14 protein-coding genes, 1 other RNA gene and 1 pseudogene are annotated in these 18331 nt (G+C 66.8%); 13 read left to right on the top strand and 3 right to left on the bottom strand.

Annotated elements, in window-relative coordinates:
- A partial coding sequence (locus tag AC1AYP_RS10335) for an IS3 family transposase (protein WP_476547207.1) occupies positions 1–104 on the top strand: 104 nt, incomplete at its 5' end.
- A gap of 256 nt (positions 105–360) precedes the next feature.
- Here the strand turns inward: AC1AYP_RS10335 and AC1AYP_RS10330 are convergent.
- Positions 361–2709 carry a transglycosylase domain-containing protein gene (locus AC1AYP_RS10330; RefSeq protein WP_476547807.1) on the bottom strand — a complete coding sequence of 783 codons (2349 nt, stop codon included), beginning with the start codon at positions 2707–2709 and terminating at the stop codon, positions 361–363.
- Positions 2710–2895: 186 nt separating this feature from the next.
- Here AC1AYP_RS10330 and ffs point away from each other — a divergent pair.
- The 6 genes and pseudogenes from ffs (at position 2896) to AC1AYP_RS10300 (ending at position 9800) form a co-directional block, all read left to right on the top strand.
- Positions 2896–2992, top strand: an RNA gene (gene ffs / locus AC1AYP_RS10325) — signal recognition particle sRNA small type.
- A 265-nt stretch (positions 2993–3257) separates the two neighbouring features.
- Positions 3258–4637: a phosphatase PAP2 family protein gene (locus AC1AYP_RS10320; RefSeq protein ID WP_476547806.1), complete on the top strand. Its 1380-nt coding sequence runs from the start codon at positions 3258–3260 to the stop codon at positions 4635–4637.
- A gap of 178 nt (positions 4638–4815) precedes the next feature.
- Positions 4816–7107: pseudogene (topA, locus tag AC1AYP_RS10315) on the top strand (type I DNA topoisomerase); the annotation flags it as partial.
- 51 nt (positions 7108–7158) lie between these two features.
- Complete coding sequence (locus tag AC1AYP_RS10310; protein ID WP_476503006.1) at positions 7159–7947, top strand: topoisomerase C-terminal repeat-containing protein; 789 nt, start codon at positions 7159–7161, stop codon at positions 7945–7947.
- A gap of 15 nt (positions 7948–7962) precedes the next feature.
- On the top strand, positions 7963–8652 hold the full coding sequence (tmk, locus tag AC1AYP_RS10305; RefSeq protein WP_476547804.1) for a dTMP kinase: 690 nt from the start codon (positions 7963–7965) through the stop codon (positions 8650–8652).
- Positions 8649–9800, top strand: a complete 1152-nt coding sequence (locus AC1AYP_RS10300; RefSeq protein WP_476547803.1) for a DNA polymerase III subunit delta' — start codon at positions 8649–8651, stop codon at positions 9798–9800. The genes tmk and AC1AYP_RS10300 overlap by 4 nt, the downstream gene beginning before the upstream one ends.
- Positions 9801–9849: 49 nt before the next feature.
- On the opposite strand, the gene AC1AYP_RS10295 is transcribed toward AC1AYP_RS10300, so the two are convergent.
- Together AC1AYP_RS10295 and AC1AYP_RS10290 are read right to left on the bottom strand one after the other, a co-directional pair.
- Positions 9850–10860 (bottom strand): LacI family DNA-binding transcriptional regulator, encoded by a 1011-nt coding sequence (locus AC1AYP_RS10295; protein ID WP_476547802.1) that lies wholly within the window; start codon positions 10858–10860, stop codon positions 9850–9852.
- A 189-nt stretch (positions 10861–11049) separates the two neighbouring features.
- Positions 11050–11313: an HPr family phosphocarrier protein gene (locus AC1AYP_RS10290; RefSeq protein WP_101623155.1), complete on the bottom strand. Its 264-nt coding sequence runs from the start codon at positions 11311–11313 to the stop codon at positions 11050–11052.
- Positions 11314–11561: 248 nt separating this feature from the next.
- Here AC1AYP_RS10290 and ptsP point away from each other — a divergent pair, with 248 nt between their 5' ends.
- The 6 genes from ptsP to AC1AYP_RS10260 all read left to right on the top strand — a co-directional run bounded on the left by ptsP (position 11562) and on the right by AC1AYP_RS10260 (position 18278).
- Positions 11562–13217: a phosphoenolpyruvate--protein phosphotransferase gene (gene ptsP / locus AC1AYP_RS10285; protein WP_476502964.1), complete on the top strand. Its 1656-nt coding sequence runs from the start codon at positions 11562–11564 to the stop codon at positions 13215–13217.
- Between the two features lie 353 nt (positions 13218–13570).
- On the top strand, positions 13571–14278 hold the full coding sequence (locus tag AC1AYP_RS10280; RefSeq protein WP_476547800.1) for a GntR family transcriptional regulator: 708 nt from the start codon (positions 13571–13573) through the stop codon (positions 14276–14278).
- A 309-nt stretch (positions 14279–14587) separates the two neighbouring features.
- Positions 14588–15934 (top strand): PTS sugar transporter subunit IIC, encoded by a 1347-nt coding sequence (locus AC1AYP_RS10275; RefSeq protein ID WP_476502962.1) that lies wholly within the window; start codon positions 14588–14590, stop codon positions 15932–15934.
- 194 nt (positions 15935–16128) lie between these two features.
- The gene (locus tag AC1AYP_RS10270; RefSeq protein WP_476502961.1) at positions 16129–16431 is read left to right on the top strand and encodes a PTS sugar transporter subunit IIB; all 303 of its coding nucleotides are present in this window, start codon (positions 16129–16131) and stop codon (positions 16429–16431) included.
- A gap of 66 nt (positions 16432–16497) precedes the next feature.
- Positions 16498–16833 (top strand): PTS sugar transporter subunit IIA, encoded by a 336-nt coding sequence (locus tag AC1AYP_RS10265; RefSeq protein WP_476502960.1) that lies wholly within the window; start codon positions 16498–16500, stop codon positions 16831–16833.
- A gap of 14 nt (positions 16834–16847) precedes the next feature.
- Entirely contained in the window at positions 16848–18278 is a 1431-nt protein-coding gene (locus AC1AYP_RS10260; protein WP_476532394.1) for a 6-phospho-beta-glucosidase, read from the top strand.
- Positions 18279–18331: the final 53 nt, after the last annotated feature.

The raw sequence follows: 18331 nt of genomic DNA, 5'->3' as shown, positions 1-18331 counted from the left end.
CCGGGCTGGACGCGTACATCGTCCACTGGAACACCAAACGACGCCAGAAACGACTCGGGGGACACACCCCGGAGGAATTCCGGAACATGTCCCCCACAGCCTGATCAGGTACCCTTAATAAACCACGTCCAGCAATCGGGGCGCAGTTCATGACGAGGGGGCTGTCGAACGTAGTGAGACTGGGGGAGAGATAGCTGGAACGTGACAGTTCCCGGTATCTCTCCCCCAGTCCGCTACCGCGGACAGCCCCCTCGTCAGAGGGGGCCATTATGTACCCCCTCAGTCGGCCTTTGGCCGACAGCTCCCCCTGAAAGGGGGAGCAGGAGGGGCGGCGTCCTCTTCAGGGGAGGGCGCGGGGCGTCACTCGCCGGAGGTGCCGCCGGTGCCGCCGTTGTCCGAGCTGCCGCCGGATTCGCCGCCACCGGTGTCGCTGCCGCCGGATTCGCCGCCGGACGTGCTTCCGCCGCTGTTGCCGGAATCACCGGAGCTCGTGCCGGAGCCGGACCCGCTGGAACCGGAATCACCGGAACTCTCGCCGGAACCCGAACCCGTGCCCGTGCCGGTGCCGCCGCCCGTGCCGGCGCCCGCGGAACCGCTGGAACCGGATTCGCCGGTGCCGGTCGAACCGGATTCGCCGGAACCGTAGGAGTATCCGTACGAGTAGCGCTTCGACGTGGACCGGGAGCCGGTGCCCCACGTGCCGTCGGAGCCGCCGATCTTGCCGCCGTCCTTCGCGGTGGGGAACGTCTCGTTCGTGGTGCCGGCGAGCGCCTGCGTCATGTATTCGGTGAACAGGTGCACCGGGTAGTCGGAGCCGCCGGTCCACTGGCCGAACGAAGGGATCTCCTGCGGGTTGCCGTTCGCGTCCGGGTACCACATGGCGAACGTGGAGACGACGGACGGCGTGTAGCCGATGAAGCTCGCCGCGTACGAGTTGTTCGACGTGCCGGACTTGCCGGCGATGGTGTGTCCGGTCTGCCGCGCCTCGGTGGCGGTGCCGTACTGGACGACGCCGGTGAGCGCCTTGGTGACGAGGTCCGTGTCGTTCGCGGTGAACACCTGTTCGGTGCCGGTGGGTGCCTGGTAGAGGTCCTTACCCTTGCTGTTCTGCACGCTGGCGACGATGTGCAGGGTCGCCTTCTTGCCCTCGTTGGCGAGGGTCGCGTAGGCGTTGGTCATGTCCTCGACGCTCAGCGCGTTGTTGCCGAGCACGGTGAACGGTTCGGAGCCGTCGAGCGATGTGTTCGAGACGCCGGCCGTGCGCGCCGTCTGCGCGATCTTCTTCGCGCCGAGCTTGGTCTGCAGATCCATGTAGACGGTGTTCGACGAGTAGGCGGTGGCCTTGTACAGGTTGATGTAGCCGTAGTTCTCGTTGGCGAAGTTGCTCACCGTGTTGCTGATGCCCGGGAACGTGCGGTACGAGTTGCCGTTGAACGTGGTGTCGAGGCTGACGCCCGCCTGCACGGTGGCGAGCAGCGCGAACGGCTTCATCGTGGAGCCGACCTCGTATTGGGCCTGGGTGGCGTTGTTGAGCTGTTTGGCGAGGTAGTCGTCGCCCGCGTACAGGGCGATGATCGAGCCGTCCTTCGGGTTCGCGCTCATCGCGCCGAACTGCATGCCGTCGGGCACGGTGCCCTGCATGCCGTTCTTCGAGGGGCTGACGACCTGCTGCATGAGGTCCTGCTTGGATTTGTCGATTGTGGTGACGATCTTGTAGCCGCCCGTGTCGAGCTCGTCCTTGGTGAATGCCTTGCGGCTTTCCAGCTCGTCCCTCACCATCTGCAGCAGATAGCCGTTTGGACCTTTATATACGTCGTCGGTGCTGGTCTGCACGGTCTGCGGCATGGCCGCGTCCTTCGCCTCCTTCGCGGTGATGTAGCCGTCCTCGCGCATGATCGAGATGACGCGGTTGAACCGCTGCTTCGCCATCTTCGGGTTGTCGACCGGGTCCCACGTGGAGGGGGCGGGGATGATGCCGGCCAGCGTGGCCGCCTCGGAGAGCGTCAGGTCCTTCGCGTCCTTGTTGTAGTAGGCCTTCGCCGCCGCCTGGATGCCGTATGCGCCGCGGCCCAGGTAGATGGTGTTCAGATAGTTGCACAGAACCTTGCTTTTGTCCTGCGTCTGCGCGATCTTCAGCGCGAGGATCGCCTCGCGCACCTTGCCGGTGTACGACGTGGTTTCGCCCAGATAGTAGCGTTCCGCGTACTGCTGGGTGATGGTCGAGCCGCCCTGGCGCGTCCCCTTGGTCACGTTGTTGACGAGCGCGCGTCCGATGCCGCGCAGATCGATGCCCTTGTCCGTGTAGAACGTGCGGTTCTCCGACGCGACGACCGCGTTGCCCACGTAGTCGGGCAGCACGGCGCAGTCGATGATGTCGCGGTTCTGCTCGGAGAACGTGCCCATCTCCGTGGTGCCGTCGTTGAAGTAGACGGTCGTGTTCTCCGCCAGCGCGATCTTCTCCGGCGAGGGAATCGGCGTGGAGACGTACAGGTAGGTGAACAGGCCGATGCCCGCCGCGAGTCCCAGCGCGATGAGCCCGAGGATCCATTTCAATACGAGATGCCTGCTGCGTCCCTTGAGTTTCGGGCCTTTGCCGCCCTTGACACGATGATTGCCGCCCCGGTAATGACGGGCGGCGGGCTTGCGTTCCGCCGTGCTCCTGACGTGCCCGCGCACACGTCCTTTGCCGTTACGAGAATGTGAGACCATGAGCACCACCGTAGCCACACGCCCTGAACAAGCGGGGTGGAAGTCCTGGTGTGACCGTTCTCCACACGGGTTTATCCTTGGAATCCTCACAAGTCGCCGGGATGGTCCGTCGGGATGGTTCCGGTCTCGCTCTCCGGCCGGTCCGTTCGTGTGTCCGTGCGTTCGTCCGGGGATGGTGTATAGTGGTCTGAGCCTCCGCACGGCGTTATGTCGCCCAAACCCCCCAGGGCAGGAATGCAGCAAGGGTAAGCGGCCTCTGACGGGTGTGTGGAGGTTTTTCCATACTTGTTCCCATCCGCCGGCGATGACGCCGTCGCGTTCAGCTCGCTCCATCCTTTTCTTCGCGCCCCCACGAAGTGGGGGAGCTGTCCGCCATAGGCGGACTGAGGGGGCTCGTCGGATAGTTCGTCGGATACCCCCTCAGTCGCGCTTCGCGCGCCAGCTCCCCCTGAAGGGGCGCATGAGATGTGGGCGCGGGATGGAGCGGGGCGCATGAGGTGTGGGGCGCGGAGGTCCGTTTTCTCCGTGTGTGGGCTAGTGTGGGTGGCATGAGTGACGAACAGCGACCCACGACCCCCGAGAGCCCGCGAATCCGTGATCCGCATGCGCCCGTGAACCTGTTGCGCGATTTCGAACCGTTGGACGATCTGCCCGCCCCGCCGGACCCGACCGGCGCGCGGCCCGCGGCCGGCGCACAATCCCCGTCCGGCGGCCCGATTGGTCCGGCCGGCCCGTCCGCCCCGTTCGTGTCCGGCGTCCCGGCCCCGTCGCCCGCGTTGTCCGCGTTGGCGACCGGCGTCCCCTCCGCCGCGTCCCCCGACGACCGGGCATCCGCGTTTAGTACCCTGTCCGACGTCGCCGACGTCTCCGTGTCCGACACGCAGGACGGTCTCGACATCTCCGGCACCGCCGTCGACCACGGTCCGACCGTCGCGCCCGGCGCGGCGCGCGTCGACCTGCGCGCCGTCGGCGACGACGCGGCCTTCGCCGCGGACCGTCGCCGCGCCGACGACGATGCGCTCGCCCGCCGCCCGCGCACGTCGAGCCGCGTGCTGTGCGTCGTGTTCGGCCTGCTGCTCGTCGCCGCCGCGATGGGCGTCTACTGGCTCGGCGTGCATACGGAGACCGGCCAGTCGTTCGACGACATGGTCGAGGTCTACTTCGCCGACAGCGTGCCCGGCTGGTTCGCGGGACTCCTCGCCGCCGGCTCGCACGTGGCCGTGCTCGTCGGCTCCATCCTGCTCGCCGCCGTCGCCGCCGTCGTCACGATCGTGCGCAAACGCTGGTGGCTGCTCGGCCAGCTCGTCGCGTTCGGCCTGCTGTGCTTCGGCGCGTCGTTCCTCAAGGACGTGCTGCCGCGCCCGTTCATCATTCACACGCAGATTGCCGCCGCCAATTCCGCGCCCAGCGGCCACACGATCCTCGGCGCCGCCGCCGCGGTCGCCCTGCTGTTCGCCGTCTCCCGCGGATGGCGTTTCCTCGCCGCGATCGTCGGTGCGCTGTGGACCATGTTCGTCGCGTTGTCCGTCGTGAACGGCCAGTGGCATCGCCCGTCCGACGCGCTCATGTCCGTGCTGTTGGTCGCCGGCATCGCACTGATTGTGCTCGCGTTCACGCGCGCGTCCGGCATGGACGCGACCGGCAAACGCCGTTCCTCCGCCGGCGTGCAGATCGTCGGCTCGATCGCGATCACCGGCGGCGCGTTCGCCTGCCTGTACGGCGCGTACGTGGTCTGGCAGGTCGTGCCCGGCCTGCTGATGAGCGCGGAATGGGCGCGTTCCAGCGCGGTCGCCGCCGCGATCATCCTGATCTGCGGCGCGACGGCGCTCGTCTCCGGCTTCCTGCTCGCGATGCGCCAGCTCATCGCCGCGCCGTTGACGCGACTCGGCCTCGTCGGCGCGCCGCCGGCCCCGCCGAAGCGGCGCTGAGCCGGCCGCCGCGCGCCGCCCGGCCGGTCCGGTCGGCGTCGGACACACGGATGGCCACCGTTGGTGAGTATGATGACAGCACGACGGCACCGTACGGCGTCGGCATCGCGCACGGACGCCGCGACGGCAGTGACGAACAAGCAGTGACGAATGATAACGGAGAGGTGAAGGAGAGGTCATGGCAGCACGCACCGCGAACGGCACCAAGCTGGTGATCGTGGAGTCTCCCACCAAGGCCCGCAAGATCGGCGGATACCTGGGTGACGGCTACACGGTGATGGCGTCGGTGGGACACATCCGCGACCTCGCCCAGCCCAGCCAGGTGCCCGCCGCCGACAAGGCGAAATACGGCAAGTTCGGCGTCGACGTGAACGACGGGTTCAAGCCCTACTACATCGTCGACGGCGACAAGAAGCGCACCGTCTCCGAACTGAAATCCGCGTTGAAGAACGCGAGCGAACTCTACCTCGCCACCGATGAGGACCGCGAAGGCGAGGCCATCGCGTGGCATCTGGTCGAAACGTTGAAGCCCAAGGTGCCGGTCAAGCGCATGGTGTTCCACGAGATCACCAAGAACGCGATCAAGAAGTCGCTCGACCAGACCCGCGACGTCGACGCCGACATGGTCGACGCGCAGGAGACGCGACGCATCCTCGATCGCCTCTACGGCTACGAACTGTCGCCCGTGCTGTGGCGCAAGGTCGGGCCGGGACTGTCCGCCGGCCGCGTGCAGTCCGTCGCGACGCGCCTCATCGTCGAGCGCGAGCGCGAGCGCATGGCGTTCGTCCGCGCGCCCTACTGGGATCTGACGGCGACGCTCGCCGCGCCGGACGCGTCCGGCGAGACGGCGGCGTTCGACGCGCGCATGGTCGCGCTCGGCGGCAAACGTCTCGCCACGTCGAAGGACTTCGGCGCGGACGGCAGGCTCACGCCGGAAGGCTTCGCCGGCAACGTGCGCCAGCTCGACGAGACGGCGGCGCGCGCGCTCGCCGAACGCCTGAAGGACGCGCCGTTCACCGTCGTCTCGATGGAGACGAAGCCGTACCGCCGCCGCCCGTTGCCGCCGTTCACGACGTCCACGCTGCAGCAGACCGCCGGCAACCGTCTCGGCATGAGCTCGCGCGCCACGATGCGCGCCGCGCAGGGCCTGTACGAGAACGGCTACATCACGTATATGCGAACCGATTCGGTGACGCTCTCGCAGGAGGCAATCGCCGCCGCGCGCGATGCGGTCGAATACCATTTCGGTTCGAGGTTCCTCTCCGACGCGCCGAAGCAGTACGCGACGAAGACCGCCGGCGCGCAGGAGGCGCATGAATGCATCCGCCCGGCCGGCGCGAGGTTCCGCGACCCGGACGAGCTCGTGGGCAAGGTGCCCGGCGACCAGCTGAAGCTGTACCGGCTCATCTGGCAGCGCACGCTCGCCTCGCAGATGGCCGACGCGACCGGTTCCACCGCCACGGTGAAGCTCTCCGCGCCCGCCGGCGTCGACGATGCCGGCGTGGCCGGGGACGCGCTGTTCCAGGCGTCCGGCACCGTGATCGAATTCCCCGGCTTCATGAAGGCGACGGGGGAGGGGCGTCACGCGGCCTCCGGTACGGGTGCCTCGGGCGCGAAGGCCGGTGCCGACGGCAAGGCCTCCGCGGACGGCAAGGACGGCAAGGGTAAGGACGAGAACGCGTCCCTGCCGCCGATGCGCGAAGGGCAGACGCTCGCCGCCTCCGACGTGCACGCGGACGGCCACGAGACCCAGCCGCCGGCACGCTATACCGAAGCCTCGCTCGTCAAGACGCTGGAGGCCAAGGAGATCGGCCGCCCGTCCACCTACGCGTCGATCATCTCCACGATCATCGACCGCGGCTACGTGTACGAGCGCGGCCGCGCGCTCATCCCCTCCTGGTTGGCGTTCGCCGTGACCAAGCTGCTGGAGACGAAGTTCCCCAAGCTCGTCGACTACCAGTTCACCGCGGAGATGGAGAACGGCCTCGACCAGATCGCGCACGGGCGCGAGACCGGCCGCGACTGGCTCACCCGCTTCTACTTCGGCTCCGGCGAGGGCGCCGCGCAGAGCGCCGACGAGGCGCATGAGGGCCTGCAGCAGCAGGTCGCGCAGCTCGGCGAGATCGACGCGCGCGCCATCAACACCATCGAGATCGGCGACGGCCTGCACGTGCGCGTCGGCCGCTACGGCCCGTATCTCGAGGACATGGAGCATCTCGACGACGAAGGCAATCCGAAGCGCGCCTCCCTGCCCGACACGCTCGCACCCGACGAGCTGACCGTCGAGGTCGCGCACGACCTGATCGAGAACCATTCCGGCGGGCCGCGCGTGCTCGGCACCGATCCGGCGACCGGCGGCACCGTCGAGGTGCGCAACGGCCGGTTCGGGCCGTACGTCGCGCTGATCACGCCCGAGGCGGCCGAGGCCGAGGCCGCGGCGCGCAAGGCCGCGAAGGAAGCGGAGGCGGCCGGTAAGCCGGCCCCGCGCCGTTCGCGCAAGTCGGATGCGCCGCGCCCGAAGATGGCGAGCCTGTTCAAGACGATGAGCCCCGAATCGGTGACGCTCGAGGACGCGCTGAAGCTACTCGGTCTGCCGCGCGAGGTCGGCTCCTACGAGGAGACGAACGCGGAGACCGGCGAGACGGCCGTCGTGACCGTGGCCGCGAACAACGGCCGCTACGGCCCGTACCTGACCAAGACGAAGGCGGACGGGACGAGCGAGACCCGGTCGCTGGGGTCGGAGGACGAGATTTTCACCGTCACCATCGACCAGGCGAAGGACCTGTTCGCGCAGCCCAAGTACCGCGGTCGCGGTCGCGGCGCGGCCAAGCCGCCGATCCGCGCGCTCGGCAACGACCCGGAGAGCGGCAAGCCCGTCGTCATCAAGGAGGGCCGTTTCGGCCTGTACCTGACCGACGGCGAGACCAACCGCACGTTGCCGCGTCAGTACGATCCGGCGACCATCGAGCCGGCGGACGCGTACCGGATTCTCGCGGAGAAGCGCGCGATGGGACCGGCCACCAAGCGCGGTGGCTCACGCGGGCGTTCCGGGGCCAAGGGCTCCGCGGCGAAGGGCTCCAAGGCCGCGCCGAAGGTGAGCGCCGTCGAAGCGAAGCGCGCCGAACGCCGCGCCGAGGTGAGGAAGCTCGCCGCGAAGGGCTGGGCCAACACGCGCATCGCGGAGAAGATCGGCTCCACCGCCTCCACCGTGAAGGGCGACATCGACTGGCTCACCGCGAACGAAGGCTTCGAACGCCCGCCGGTCGTCGCCGCCAAGCCCAAGACCTCCAGAACCGCGAAGAAGAAGTAGCGGCGGGCCATCACCATGACTACCGGACTGTTCATCTCGTTCGAAGGCGTCGACGGCGTCGGCAAGACCACGCAGGTCGAGCGGCTGCGCGCGGCATTGGAGGCCGCGGGCCGCGAGGTCGTCGTCACCCGGGAACCCGGCGGCACCCCGCTGGGACAGGCCATCCGCAGCCTTCTCCTCCATGGCGTCCCCGCTTCGGCCCCATCTGACGAGGGGGCTGGCGCGCGAAGCACGACTGGGGGAGAGAAGGCCGACATCGCCCCGCGCGCTGAGGCGCTGCTCTTCGCCGCCGACCGCGCCCAGCACGTCGCCGAGGTCATCCGTCCGGCGTTGGAACGCGGCGCGGTGGTCATCACCGACCGGTATCTCGACTCATCCCTCGCCTACCAGGCGGGCGGGCGCGAACTCACCGCCGCGGAAATCCGCGAATTGAGCATGTGGGCGACGAACCGCCTCCTGCCGGACCGCACCTACCTGCTCGACATGGATCCGTCGCTGTCCCACTCCCGTCTCACCCACGACGAGGACCGTATGGAATCCGCGGGCGACGACTTCCAGCGCCGCACGCGCGAGGCGTTTCTCACGCTCGCCGCCGCCGAACCCGACCGGTTCCGCGTCGTCGACGCGTCGCAGCCGATCGACGCGGTGTGGGCGTGCATCGAACGCGATTTCGCGGCGCTGACGGCGGGCGGTGAGACGCGATGAGCGTATGGGATGCGATCATCGGGCAGAAGCCGGTCGTCGAACGGCTGAAGGCGCTCGCCGCCGGCGACCCGAAGCAGATCGCGCAGTCGTGGCTGATCTGCGGACCTCCCGGATCGGGCCGATCGAACCTCGCGCGCGCGTTCGCCGCCGCGCTTGAAAGCCCCGATCATGGCATGGACGACGAGCCGACGAAGGTCACGAAGCAGGTGCTCGCCGGCACGCATCCGGACGTGAGCGTGCTCGCCACCGACAAGGTGACGATCGGCATCGACGAGGTGCGCGAGCTGATCGGCGTGTCCGAGCAGATGCCGAGCACCGCGCCGTGGCGCATCATCATCATCGAGGACGTCGACCGCATGCTCGAACGCACGACGAACGTGCTGCTCAAGGAGATCGAGGAACCGGCCGAGCATTGCATCTGGCTGTTGTGCGCGCCGAGCGCGCAGGACGTGCTGCCGACGATTCGTTCGCGCACGCGCATCGTGAACCTCGCCGTGCCGCCCGCCGACGCGGTCGCCGCCTACCTGGAATCGAACGCCGGCGCGGACCCGCATGTGGCGAAACGCGCGGCGCGGCTCGCGGAAGGGCATATCGGTATCGCGAAACTGTACGCGACCGACGAACGCGTCATGACCGATCGTGACGAACTCGTCGTCGGCGTGCTGGAACTCGCGAAGGCGTCCGACGCGGTGCTGCTCGCCGGCCGTCTCATCGACAACGCGAAGGCGCAGGCCGAAGTGGACGTGGCCGGACAGGCGGCGAAGGCCGAGGCGGATTTTCGCCGCGTCAACGGACTGGGGCCGGACGACCGCATCCCGCCGAAACTGCGCGGCGCGTACAACGCGATCGCGAAGAAGGACGAGATGAAGCGGCGGGCGACGCGTCGCAGCCGCGACGTGCTCGACCGCGCGCTGAACTCGATCGCGTCCGTCTACCGCGACATCGCCGTCCTGCAGAACGATGCGGAGGACGCGGTCGGGATCATCAACCTGGAGAACCGGGCGGCGATCACCGAGCTGGCGGCGCGACTGTCGCGCGAGGCGACGCTGGAACGGCTCGACGAGGTGGCGCACGCCCGCAAACGGCTCATGGGCAACGGCAATCCGACGCTCGTCTTCGAAGCGTTGTTCTGCGCGCTGATCCCGTGACTCCATCCGGTGCCCGCGGGCGCGGGACGCGTCGTCGCGAGGCGACGCGTCAGCGCTTCGTGCTGGAGACGCGGACGATGAGCTGCGGCGGCAGGGCGACGTGGCTCGGGTGCCCGGGGTCCGCCTCGATGAGGCGCAACGACTCGGCGACGATGCGGTCGTAGGGCGGGCGTACCGAGGTCATCGTCGGCAGGGTGGCGGAGGCGATGGGGGAGTCGTTGTAGCCGACCACCTTGATGTCCTCCGGAACGCTCATGCCGAGCGCGTGCAGGGCCATCATCACGCCGAACGCGATCGTGTCGTCCGCGCAGACAATCGCATCCGGGTGGCCGTGTTCGCCGAACAGGCGGATCGTGCAGTCGAAGCCGCGCTGCACCGTCGAATCGCCGAAACGGTTCCACGCGCTGACGGTGTCGAGGCCGGCGGCGCGCAGCTGCGTGTGGAACATGGCGAACAGTTCCGCCGACTCGAACGAGACCTCCTTGCCGGCGAGGTAGGCCACGTATCTCACGCCCTGCTCGGCGAGATGGCGGATGATCGACTCCATCGCCGTGTTCTCGTCGATGGAGACCATGTTCGTGCGGAACGAGCGCTGGTCGCCGCCCACTTGGACGATCGGAATCGTGTCCGCATAGCGGTCGAACACGCGGGACAGGTCGTTGCCGGCGGAGGTGACGGCGATCAGGCCGTCCACCTTGCGCGAGCAGAGCGCCTCGATGCGATCCGCCTGCATGGCCTCGCTCGCGCCGATGCCGAGCAGCAGCTGGCGGCTGTCCGAGTCGACGACCGGTTCGAGCGCGTCGAGCAGACCGGCGCTGAAGCTGTCCGTCGCGGAGGGGATGACCAGGCCGATCGTGTTCGTCACGTCGCTTCGCAGCGCGCTGGCCGCGTAGTTGACGGAGTAGTTGAGTTCGGCGGCCGCCTTGCGCACGCGGTGCGCGATGTCGTCGTCCTTGGCGCGGCGGCCGGAGAGCACGCGTGACACCGTCGCCGTCGAGACCTGCGCCAACGTGGCGACCTCGAGGATGGAACTGGGGGATTTCGCCGCCCGGTTGGCCATGGTGCTGTGCCCTTTCCTGTTATGTGCGCATATGTGCGGAAAAACAAAATCGCCGCCCGCCACAGCATGATACCGCGCGGACGGCGAATTCGCCTTGCAATAGGAGGGGAATCGGCCCGACGCGTATGCGCAATCGCGTCGGATGCGGGTTCCCGTGGCCCGGCCTTGCGGCCGGGCGGAAGCATCGAATCAGGCCTTGGTCAGGGTCTCGACCAGGGAGTCGACCACGGCTTCGGCGTTGTCGCCTTCGACGGTCAGGGTGACGGTGTCGCCCTGCTTGACGCCCAGACCCATGACGGACAGGATGGAGCCGGCCGGGACGGCGGCGCCGTCGCCCTTGGCGATGGTGACCGTGCAGCCGGAGGCGGTGGCGGCCTGAGCGAATTCGGCGGCCGGACGGGCGTGGATGCCGACGGGGTCGTTGATGACGGTGGAACGGGTGGCGGTTGCCATGGAGCACTCCTTTGGTCTTACTGGATTCCTTCACGCGCGTCAGTCACTGATGTGCGCTGGTAAGCACTATAGCACGTTTTTCCGCGACACGCAGAAAACGATTACCGGCGTTGCCACAATGGTTTTTCTGTGTATACTGACACATGTCGGTAAATGGATTACCCGCTTGCGAAGCAAGAGGGTGGTTGCTGCGGGATGAGCCGCAGGCATGCCGGCGGTGAAACGAAAGTCATAAAGGAGTGCTCAACATGGTTATCACCGGAAGCGGAATCGGACGTGGCGTCGCTGTGGGCAAGGTCATCCGCATGGCCCCGCCGCTGGAGGAGCCGGCCGACGTGCGTCGTGACGCGTCGATCAGCGCCGTCGTCGAGAACGAGCGCGTCACCAAGGCCCTGGCCACCGTCAACGCCGAGCTGAACCACCGCGCCGAAGAGGCCAAGAACGGTGATGAGGGCGCCAAGAAGGCCGCCCCGATCCTCGAGGCCATCGCCATGTTCGCCTCCGACCCGGCCCTCGCCACCTCCATCCAGAACCTCGTCAACGGCGGCAAGACCGGCGAGCGCGCCGTGCTCGAAGGCTTCGCCCAGGTCGAGGAGATGTTCAGGATGATCGGCGGCTACCAGGCCGAGCGCGCGGCCGACCTGCACGACGTCGGCCAGCGCGTCATCGCCGAGCTGCGCGGCGTGCCCGCCCCCGGCGTGCCGGAGTCCGATGAGCCGTTCGTGCTCGTCGCCGAGGATCTCTCCCCCGCCGACACCTCCAGCTTGGACCTCACCAAGACCCTCGCCATCGTCACCTCGCAGGGCGGCCCGACCTCGCACACCGCGATTCTGGCCCGCGCCCGCGGCATCGTCGCGGTCGTCTCCGCGGCCGGTGCCGAGGACCTCAAGACCGGCGAGACCATCATCGTGAACGCCGCCAAGGGCGAGGTCGTCACCGAGCCGACCGAGGCCGAGATCCAGGAGGCCGAGCACGCCAAGGCGAAGGCCGCCCGCGCCAAGGAGCTGCGCGGCCAGGCCGGCGGCACCAAGGACGGCCACCACGTGCCGCTGCTCGCCAACCTCGGCAAGCCGGCCGACGGCAAGACCGCCCTGGAGTACGGCGCGGAGGGCGTGGGCCTGTTCCGCTCCGAGTTCCTGTTCATCGGCAACTCCGAGCCGCCGAGCGTCGAGGAGCAGACCAAGGCGTACGCCGAGCTGCTCGCCCAGTTCCCGGGCAAGAAGGTCGTCATCCGCATGCTCGACGCGGGCGCCGACAAGCCGCTGCCGTTCCTCACCCCGGAGGACGAGCCGAACCCGGCCCTCGGCCTGCGTGGCCTGCGCACGCTGCGCGTGCACAAGGAGGTCCTGGAAGGCCAGCTCAAGGCCCTCGCCGCCGCCGACGCCCAGACCGACGCCGACCTGTGGGTCATGGCCCCGATGGTCGCCGACGAGCATGAGGCCGCCTACTTCGTCAAGCTCGGCAAGAGCTTCGGTCTGAAGAAGGTCGGCGTGATGGCCGAGGTGCCGTCCATCGCCGTGATGGCCGACAAGGTCGCCCAGGTGGCGGACTTCGTCTCCATCGGCACCAACGACCTGACCCAGTACACGATGGCCGCCGACCGTACGCTCGGCTCCGTCTCCAACTACCAGACCGCATGGCACCCGGCGGTGCTGCGCATGATCAAGCTCATCGCGGACGCCGGCAACAAGTACGGCATGCCGGTCGGCGTGTGCGGCGAGGCCGCGGCCGATCCGGATCTGGCGGTGATTCTCACCGGCATCGGCGTGAACTCCCTGTCGATGACGCCGGTCGCCCTCGACGACGTGCGCGCCCAGCTGGCCGAGGTCACCTTCGAGGAGGCCAAGGCCAAGGCCGAGGCCGCCCTCAACGGCGACTTCTACAAGCCCGCCTGGGGCGACTGATCGCCCTCGGTTGGTCGATAACCACACCACACTTGGCGCGGCGGGAACGTCCGGATTCCCCTTCGTCCGGATCACCCGCCGCGCCATTCATCCGTGACCCGGTCTTCCCCTTCACCCGGGTCACCTCCTTCCGGCCCGGCCGGTCCCGTGGGATGAGCACTCCCCGCGGGACCGGCCGGGCCTTTTTCTCGTTCGGCCCGTCGGCGGCGTGGGCGTACTATAGTGCTCGGGTTATGTGGACAAGTCGGTGATGTGTAATAGTCGGCGATCGGCACCGTATGCCGGTCCTCGGCGCATCCGCTTGCCCGGGCGGCCGATGGGCGGCCGCGCGCGTCCGGACGGAAAGGGTGGTTATGGCTTCCAAGCAGCGGGAACTGGCGTTGAAGATCCAGAAGCGCATCGCGGATGGGGAGTTTTCGCAGACGGGCAAACTGCCCACGGAGGACCAGCTGATGGCGGAGTACGGGCTCTCCCGGTATTTCGTGCGCGGCGCCATCGCGGTGCTCGCCGAGGCGGGGGAGGTGTTCCCCGTGCGCGGCAACGGCGTGTTCGTGCGTGAGGGGCGCGACAGCGGCTACATGCCGATCGGCACCTCGTACGGCATCTCGGCCGATTTCGGCGGCAACCGCGTCACATCGGTGGTGTGCGAGGTGGCGCTGGAGAAGACCGACGAGGCGCTGTCGAAGCGCATGCGCTGCGCCGTCGGCTCGCCGGTGTGGCGCGTCGTGCGTCTGCGCCGCGTGGAAGGCAAGCCGCTGTGCTATGAGACCGCTTGGTATCTCAAGGAATACGTGCCCTTCCTCAACGAGGACATCGCGAAGGGGTCCCTGTACTCCTACGTGCATGACGATCTCGGCCTGAACTTCGGCTTCGTCGACAAGGTGATCCATATGGACTGGCTGGGCGGCGAGGCGGCCCACCTGCTCGAGCTCAACGAGGGCGATCCCGCCATCTGCATCGAGGACGACGCGTTCCTGACGAACGGCAAGCTGTTCAACGCCTCGAAGAACCTCTACCACTACAGGAACGCGAAGTTCTACGCGATGGCCTCGATGAAATGACGCGAGGCGCGTGCCCGGAGAAATTCTGGTACGCTTTTTAAAAGCGATTTACGTAAGTTAAGGCCCGGCGTGTCGCCGGGCCTTTTTGTATGCGCTAACAATGGCGGAACGACGGCGTTTTTCGGCTTCGGGTGCGGCATTCGCCCTGATTTGACACCGTGTGCGCTGGGTATATACTTAAGTCATCGTTATTTAAACAACCCAAAAAGATATAGACAACAATGCAAGTTGTGGATGTCTTTCGGCATTGAATGACGGGATAAGGGACATGGGATGGATGCCGTAGTCCATCCAAGGAAAGGAAAAACGATGAAGGAGAAAATGCAAGCCATAGGCGACGCTATGCTCAATGGCTTCATGAAGTTCGCCAGCCTCAAGGCGCTGGTGGCACTGAAGGACGGCTTCGTCCTGACCATGCCGGCCACGCTGATCGGCTCCCTGTTCCTGCTGATCGGCAACCTGCCGTTCGACGGCTACAGCGATTTCATGGCCGGCATCTTCGGCGATGAGTGGAACGCCGGCATCAACCAGGTGAACGCCGCGACGTTCAACATCCTGGCCATCATCGTGGCCGTCGGCATCGGCTACGCCTACGCCCGCAACGAGAAGTGCGACGGCATCTCCTCCGGCCTGCTGTCGCTGGTCGCGTTCTTCATCGTCTCCCCGTCCTCGATGAGCCTGACCAAGGACAACGTTCCCGAGCTGGGCAAGAAGACCGCGGAGCTCTCCGGCATCTTCAACCAGACCTGGACCGGCTCCAACGGCATCATCTCCGCCATCATCATGGGCCTGCTCGTCGGCTGGGTCTACACCCTGTGCATCAAGCACGACCTGAAGATCAAGATGCCCGACGCGGTTCCGGCCGGCGTGACCAACGCCTTCTCCGCCCTCATCCCGGGCCTGTTCGTCGTCACCGGCTCCGCCATCCTGTACCACCTGTGCAAGGTCTTCGGCGGCCTGTCCCTGACCGAGCTCATCTTCAAGATCCTCCAGATTCCGCTGCAGTCCCTGACCGATACCTGGGCCGGCGCCATCATCATCATCGTCCTCATGTCGCTGCTGTTCTGGTGCGGCATCCACGGCGCCAACGTCGTCTCCGGCGTCGTCACCCCGCTGCTGCTCGCCAACACGCTGAGCAACCAGAAGCTCTTCGATGCCGGCACCGCGCCGTACACCAAGGCCAACGGCTTCCACTACCTGACCCCGCAGATGATCGATTGCTTCTGCAAGTACTCCGGCGTCGGCCTGACCGTCGGCCTGCTGATCGCGGCCCTGATCTTCGCCAAGTCCGAGCAGATGCGCACCGTCGCCAAGCTCTCCATCGTCCCGGGCGTCTTCGGCATCAACGAGCCGGTCATCTTCGGCCTGCCGATCGTGTTCAACCCGATCATGCTGATCCCGTTCATCCTGACGCCTATGGTCGCCATGATCATCATGTACGGCTCGGTCTCGCTCGGCCTCATCGCCCCGTTCGGCGCCGTCCAGGTGCCGTGGACCACCCCGCCGATCATCTCCGGCTTCATCCTCGGCGGCTGGAAGTGCGCGCTGCTGCAGGTCATCATCGGCGTGATCTCCGTTCTCATCTACACCCCGTTCGTGAAGATGCAGGACAAGGTCTTCCTCAAGGAAGAGCAGGGCGCGGCCGAAGCCGAGTGATCGGCGGACCGCAGGCCGTCCGGCCGTGAGACCGGCCGGACGGCCTGACACCGACACTTACCACGAACAACAACCTCTCAATCCAGGCCGGCCCGCGCGAACCTCCTCACATCCCGCGGTGAGGCCGGCCCCACTCTCTTCACCTCCAACTTCACATCCAACTTCAACCATTCACCATTCAAAGGAGAAACATCATGAAGATCGTACTGTGCTGCAGCGATGGCATGTCCACCAGCATCCTGGTCAAGAAGATGCAGGCCGCGGCCGCCAAGCGTGGCCTCGAGGACGTCGACGTCTCCGCCATGCCGGTCTCCACCCTCGAAACCAACGCGCAGGACGCCGACGTGATCCTGCTCGGCCCGCAGGTGCGCTACATGCTCAAGGACGTCAAGAAGGAGTTCGAGACCAAGCCGGTCGAGGTCATCGCCCCGCAGGACTACGGCATGGCCCGTGGCGACAAGGTCCTCGACTTCGCCTTCAAGCTCGCCGGCAAGTGATCGCCGCCCATCCGAACCACACACATACAGCGACAAAACAGCGACAAAACGAGAAAGCGTACCAACATGGCAGACGAAGAATTCGATCTGGAGACCACCTGCTTCCAGCTGATCACCGCGGCCGGCACCGCCAAGTCCGACTACATGGAGGCCCTCAGCAAGGCCAAGGAAGGTGACTTCGAAGGCGCCAAGGCGTCCATCGACGAAGGCGACGCAAGCTACCGCGAGGGCCACGCCGTGCATGCGGGCCTCGTGCAGCGCGAGGCCGCCGGCAACCCGGTGAAGATGGGCCTGCTGCTCACCCACGTCGAGGACCAGATGATGGCCGCCGAGGTGTTCCGCGCGATGGTCGTCGAGATTATCGACCTGTACAAGCGCCTCGACGGCAAGACCGCCGAGTGAGCGAAGGACCGAAGATGGGATTCCCCGACAACTTCCTCTGGGGCGGCGCGGTCGCCGCGCACCAGCTCGAAGGCGCCTGGAACGAGGACGGCCGCGGACCGAGCATCTGCGACGTGCTCACCGGCGGTGCCCACGGCGTGGCGCGCAGGATCACCGACGGCGTGGTCCCGGGCGAGAACTATCCGAACCAGCGCGGCATCGATTACTACCACACGTTCCGCGAGGACGACGCGCTCTTCCAGGAGATGGGCTTCAAGTGCTTCCGCACCTCGATCTCCTGGTCGCGCATCTTCCCCAACGGCGACGAGGAGGAGCCGAACGAGGAGGGCCTGAAGTTCTACGAGAGGCTCTTCGAGGACTATCGCGCCAAGGGCATGGAGCCGGTCGTCACGCTCTCGCACTTCGAGATGCCGCTGCATCTGGCGAAGATGGGCGGCTTCGCCAACCGCGAGGTCGTCGACTACTACTTCAAGTTCGCCTCCACAGTGATGGAGCGCTACAAGGATCTGGTCAAGTACTGGCTGACCTTCAACGAGGTCAACAACCAGATGGAGATGCACACCGAGATCTTCCCGTACACGAATTCGGGCATCATTCCGGATCCGAACGACACCCCGCATGAGGTGGAGCAGAAGATCTGGCAGGCCATCCACAACGAGTTCGTCGCCTCGGCGCTCGTCGTGCAGCGCGGCCACCAGATCAACCCGGACTTCCAGATCGGCTGCATGCTCGCCATGGTGCCGATCTACCCGGCCACCTGCAAGCCCGAGGACGTCATGCTCGCGGAAGTGCTCATGCGCGACCGCTACCTGTTCGGCGACGTGTACGTGAACGGCGAATACCCGTGCTACCTGCTCAACCGCTGGGACCGCGAGGGCTTCGACATCGAGATGGAGCCGGGCGACACCGACATCATCGCGGCCGGCACCGTGGACTTCATCTCGATCAGCTACTACATGAGCGCGGCCGTCTCCGCCGAGAAGGTGCCCGAGTTCGACGGCCATGGCCTGCCCGGCCAGGTGAAGAACCCGTACATCAAGGCCACCGATTGGGGCTGGCAGATCGACCCGGTGGGCCTGCGCTACGTGCTGTGCTCGCTGTTCGAACGCTACGGCAAGCCGATCTTCATCGTGGAGAACGGCATCGGCATGTACGAGACGCCCGATTCGGACGGCTACATCGCCGACGACGCGCGCATCGACTACCTGCGCTCGCACATCGAGCAGGTGAGGAAGGCCATCGACTACGACGGCGTTCCCGTTATCGGCTACACCGTGTGGGGATGCATCGACGTCATCTCCTTCGGTACCGGCGAGATGAAGAAGCGCTACGGCATGATCTACGTCGACGCGGACGACAACGGCAACGGCAGCTACCAGCGCAGCCGCAAGAAGTCGTTCTACTGGTACCGCGACGTGATCGCCAGCAACGGCGAGAAGCTGTAGTCCGATCGCCGCGCGTTCTCGCGGTCGCAACATCCGCGGGAAGGCTCCTGAAG

It is taken from the genome of Bifidobacterium sp. LH_424 (assembly GCF_056356895.1).
The sequence above is the reverse complement of the archived record's forward strand: the minus strand, read 5'-3'. Positions and strand labels throughout refer to the sequence as shown.